General features: G+C 59.8%; 6 protein-coding genes. 3 read left to right on the plus strand and 3 right to left on the minus strand.

From position 1 onward, the window contains the following. The first annotated feature begins 206 nt into the window (after positions 1-206). The 3 genes from RH90_RS23090 to RH90_RS21790 all read left to right on the plus strand — a co-directional run bounded on the left by RH90_RS23090 (position 207) and on the right by RH90_RS21790 (position 1,987). Positions 207-821, plus strand: a complete 615-nt coding sequence (locus RH90_RS23090; RefSeq protein WP_081477081.1) for a helix-turn-helix domain-containing protein — start codon at positions 207-209, stop codon at positions 819-821. A 67-nt stretch (positions 822-888) separates the two neighbouring features. Then, entirely contained in the window at positions 889-1,392 is a 504-nt protein-coding gene (locus RH90_RS23095) for a hypothetical protein (RefSeq protein ID WP_157134830.1), read from the plus strand. Then, on the plus strand, positions 1,385-1,987 hold the full coding sequence (locus tag RH90_RS21790; RefSeq protein ID WP_157134831.1) for a hypothetical protein: 603 nt from the start codon (positions 1,385-1,387) through the stop codon (positions 1,985-1,987). Before RH90_RS23095 ends, RH90_RS21790 begins: the two co-directional genes overlap by 8 nt. 191 nt (positions 1,988-2,178) lie before the next feature. Here RH90_RS21790 and RH90_RS21795 read toward each other — a convergent pair whose 3' ends face one another. From RH90_RS21795 to RH90_RS22350, 3 genes are all read right to left on the minus strand, one after another. Then, positions 2,179-2,484: a HigA family addiction module antitoxin gene (locus RH90_RS21795; protein WP_232280478.1), complete on the minus strand. Its 306-nt coding sequence runs from the start codon at positions 2,482-2,484 to the stop codon at positions 2,179-2,181. A gap of 121 nt (positions 2,485-2,605) precedes the next feature. After that, positions 2,606-2,881: a type II toxin-antitoxin system RelE/ParE family toxin gene (locus RH90_RS21800; protein WP_010189218.1), complete on the minus strand. Its 276-nt coding sequence runs from the start codon at positions 2,879-2,881 to the stop codon at positions 2,606-2,608. Between the two features lie 78 nt (positions 2,882-2,959). Next, positions 2,960-4,080: MobA/MobL family protein (locus RH90_RS22350; protein WP_010189220.1), on the minus strand; the 1,121-nt coding region annotated here is incomplete at its 5' end.

The raw sequence follows: 4,080 nt of genomic DNA on the forward strand, positions 1-4,080 counted from the left end.
CGATTTTAAAAGCGCTCTAAATCAATGGCTTACTTGGGGGGGGTGCGCACTAGCTAGTGCGCAGGGGTGCGCAATAGCTAGTGCGCAGGGGTGCGCACTGTGGTTCGTGTTTCTGGAAGTAAGTTTCCATTAAATGGTTGCCTAAAGTGCGCAGGGGTGCGCACTGTGGTTCGTGTTTCTGGAATCTCATTTGCAGAGGTTTACGTATGGCGCTCCCCGATCAAAAACCAAAAGGCCATTGGGTTCAGACGGATCGATCGTCACATGAAGCATGGGCAGCTTTAACCCGCAAAAGCCCCTTGGCGGCGCAAGTCATGCACCTGCTCGCGGCTCGGGTCGGCGACCACAATGCTGTAGTCATATCCCAAGGTACGCTAGCCCAATTGGCTGGAGCGTCACGCCGAGGTGTTCAAAACGCCATTGCGATACTCGATCGTGAGCGTTGGATCGAACTACGCCAGATTGGCGATCGTGGTACCGTCAACGCCCACGTCATCAACGACCGTGTTGTTTGGACTGGTGCTAGGGATGGACTCCGCACTTCGCTTTTTAGTGCCGTCGTGGTGGTATCTGAAGCAGAGCAGCCAGATCGCGACGACCTTGGCTCTCAACAGCCCCTAAGGGCAGTGCCGCGCTTATTCTCCGACGAACGACAGCTTCCAACCGGGGACGGCCTTCCTCCCCCAGTAGAGCCCTCGCTACCCGGTATGGAGCTTGATCTTCCGGCTCTCCGCGAACCCACTGATCGCGAACCGATGGAGGAAGCCAAAAGCCTTGGCGCGATCACAGGGCACTTACTGAACCGTCTGGGTGAAGACTAATGCTTCCATGCAAGGTGCAGCCAGTATACAGGTATTTAACATATACACTTAACAGCGAGTGACACCCATGGGTATCACCTTGAAGGAAGCTTCTGAGCAGGTTGGCGTCACTCGCCAAACGCTCATGAAAGCGATCAAAAATGGCAGAGTTTCAGGCCAAAAATCGACGAATGGCGAGTGGCGCATTGAGCCTGTGGAGTTGTTTCGTGTCTGGCCCGCTGTAAAGGGGGTGCAGCACCCTTCACATATACAATTAACAGCGGGTGACATACCCATTGCACCCTCCGTAGATGAGGAGGTTGTCACGTTACTCAAGGCCCAAATTGATCTTCTCCGCTCTCAATTGGATGACGTCCGCACCGATCGTGAAGACGTTCGAGCCGACCGGAATCACTGGCGGCAGATCGCCGAACGCGCTTTGCTTACGGACCAGAGAACAGCCCTAGAGCGGATGCCCGATACCCTAACAGAGGCGACGGCGAGCGTTGAGGCGCCCTTAGCGTCTCCGCCGGAAGGAGGCTTTTGGTCGCGTCTGTTTGGTCGCTCCCTGAAAGATGAACGCCATGGATGATGTACCTACGCCGGTCGAACGGCCTGACGTTATCGTGCCGGATACTGGCCCCCTGATACATCTGGCACAAACCGATGCCCTGCACCTGCTCCACCAAATCGGCGGGCGGGTCGTAGTGGCCGATATGGTCGCGTTCGAAGCGACGCAGGACATGACCAAGCCCGGAGCGCAGGAGATACAGGATTGGCTCGATGCGGGGCAAAAGCCCAATAGCAACGCGCCTGTTCTGGTTGCTCCAACCGAAATCGGCAGGCTGTTCGCCACGGCTCGCACCGTCGATCCCACCGCGCGCGCCAAGGATGCAGGCGAACTGGCGATCATGCAGTGGCTGGGAAATTACGTGGACTACCATAGCGATTCCAGCATCCTGATCGTCTATGAGAACGGCAAGATTCCGCGCTTCGTCCGCGAAACGGGGCTAGATATGGCGACGGACGTACTGACCACGCGTGCCTTCCTCGAACTGGCCGAGCGGCGAGGGATCGTGAAGAGCGCGGCTGACTCGTGGCAGCGCATCCTCGATGTAGCGCCCACGGCCAACCCCCAGGTCGCCACGATGTCGATCCGCAAGCCAAAGCAGGATCGCGAGACGTGAGGGCTGGCGTGCATCGGAATTATGCATCACGGAAGGGGCTGGTTTTGTTTGGTTTCAGGTCTGATGCAAAACTTGTGAGTTTCGCATCACGTCGCGGAAGCGGTGGTTAGCTACCGCCCCGATTCCGCGGATCGCCTAGAGCGAAGGCGGCGCCGGTCAGACAGCCAGACAGCCAGACATAACGGATACGATCAGGCAGCTTCGAGCGTCGGAATACGCGCGATGATATCGGCATCCTTCACGGCCTGCACACACAGGTCGTAATTGCGCTGCATATTGACCCACATCTCAGGCGTGGTGCCAGTAAGCTTTCCGATCCGAAGCGCCATAGTCGGGGTAACATCCTGCTTTTCGGCAAGGATATCGTAGAGGGTCTGCCGCGACACTTCGATCAGCCTCGCGATCTCTGCCTTGGGCTTGTTGAGCGCGGGCAAAATATCCTCCCGCAGCAGCTCACCGGGGTGCATCGGGGCAAGGCCGGATACGAGCTGGTTCATCATCTGTCTCCTGTCCGGGCCAATCCCGGATCATCATGCGTCTCTGTATAAGCTCTATGTGTAAACTAAAGCCTTACATGTCAAGCGTTGACTGACAGACTTTTAGGAGGAGCAACCCCTCTTAGTGGTAGTCCTCGATATTTACGTCGATCGCATTGCCGTCATCCCAAGCCCATGTGACCCGGTAATTGCCGCTGGCATCGACCGCGTAGCGTTTAGGTTTGGTGCTCAACCCGTGAAAACGAAAGCCCGGAAGATGCATGTCCTCGGGCTTCGTAGCGGCATCCAGCGTGCGCAAAATGCGGCTGACCTTTTTGTGGTTCTGGACGGGAAGTTTTGAGCCATCTCCCTCGATGGCGAAGGCTTCAAGCGCCTTGCTGATGTATGTCTTAATCATGGACACATTGTAAGGCATTTCCTGACAAATGTCAAGAGTTACCTTACACTACGCTGAAAACGATTCTTCGACAACGACCTACCGCCCTTGCCCGCGATCGTCGCGCCCGCGCTCCTTCTCGCGCTGCTGCCTGATCTTCTCGCGCGCCTCGGTCGTTCGCTTGGCCTGCTCTGCCGCCTGCACGAGCGTTTGCGCCTTCACCGCCTGCGCATGATCCTTGACCAGCGCGGGGTGTTCCCGCGCCATCCGCTCATGCGCCATCTTGTCACCGGGGTGGTGGAGCGTGTGCCGGTCGATCGGCTTGAGATAATCTTCCAGCCGCTCGATCCGCTGCCTTAGCTGCTGCGCACGTCGCCACAGTCCATCCGCCACCTTGTCCCACGCCTTCTTGGCCGTGTCGTAGGAAGCCTGTTTGAACGCCATAAGGAGGCCCTTGGGCGGCTCTGGCTGCTGACGGCGGTGATCCTCGACACGCCCCCGGTGCTGGCGCTCCATGCCCTCGGCATGACCCATTACCCGCCGTGCCTTGGCCTGCACCGCGGCAAGCTGACGCTGATGCTCGGCCGTCCACCGCTGGACGATCGCCTCGGGTGACGGGTTCGCCGGCACTGCTGGGGCCAGAGCCGGCGTCGGGACCGGTTCCTCCGGCACCCCGCGCGCCGCCTCTGGCCGCAGACCCCTGAACGATTCCGCTAGAGCGCGCTTTGCCCGCTCCCGCTCAAGATCGATAATCTGCGCATCCCGGTCGGGGATCGCGTGCCCGATCGCCTGCTCGGCCTGCACCAGCTCGGCTGTCGCGCGCCGGAACGCGATCACGTTGCCGCGCTGCTCGCCGTCCCGCCACTCGCTGGGAAGCAGCCGGGAGGCCGGGGCAATATCGAGCCCACGGTCGGCATAGCTGCGCATGTCGATCCGCTCCTCCCGACCCGCGCGCGCCAGGTGGCTGTTTGCCATTTCCTCCCACCGGCCTCGTAGCGCCTTGAGGTCCTCGGCCCGCTCCGCACGGCTAAGCCGCTCGCCGGCACGCGGCCCGTAGCCCTTCTTGGCCCCACCCCGCTCCGGGGCCTTGCTGTTGGCGCGCTTGAAATACGCGTCCGGCCCGCGCTCGATTCCGTCCACCTGACGCTCCGAGAACATCAGGTGCACATGTGGCTGCTCGCCCCCGTCACTGCTGCTGAGCGGGGTATGGATCGCCCATT

Source organism: Sphingomonas sp. PAMC 26605 (genome assembly GCF_000241485.1).
Lineage (GTDB): Bacteria > Pseudomonadota > Alphaproteobacteria > Sphingomonadales > Sphingomonadaceae > Sphingomonas.

Bases quoted from the DNA above. Each gene is read 5' to 3' on its own strand.
- RH90_RS21800 (WP_010189218.1), bottom strand. From the start codon at position 2,881: ATGATTAAGACATACATCAGCAAGGCGCTTGAAGCCTTCGCCATCGAG.
- RH90_RS21790 (WP_157134831.1), top strand. From the start codon at position 1,385: ATGGATGATGTACCTACGCCGGTCGAACGGCCTGACGTTATCGTGCCG.
- RH90_RS23090 (WP_081477081.1), top strand. From the start codon at position 207: ATGGCGCTCCCCGATCAAAAACCAAAAGGCCATTGGGTTCAGACGGAT.
- RH90_RS21795 (WP_232280478.1), bottom strand. From the start codon at position 2,484: ATGAACCAGCTCGTATCCGGCCTTGCCCCGATGCACCCCGGTGAGCTG.
- RH90_RS23095 (WP_157134830.1), top strand. From the start codon at position 889: ATGGGTATCACCTTGAAGGAAGCTTCTGAGCAGGTTGGCGTCACTCGC.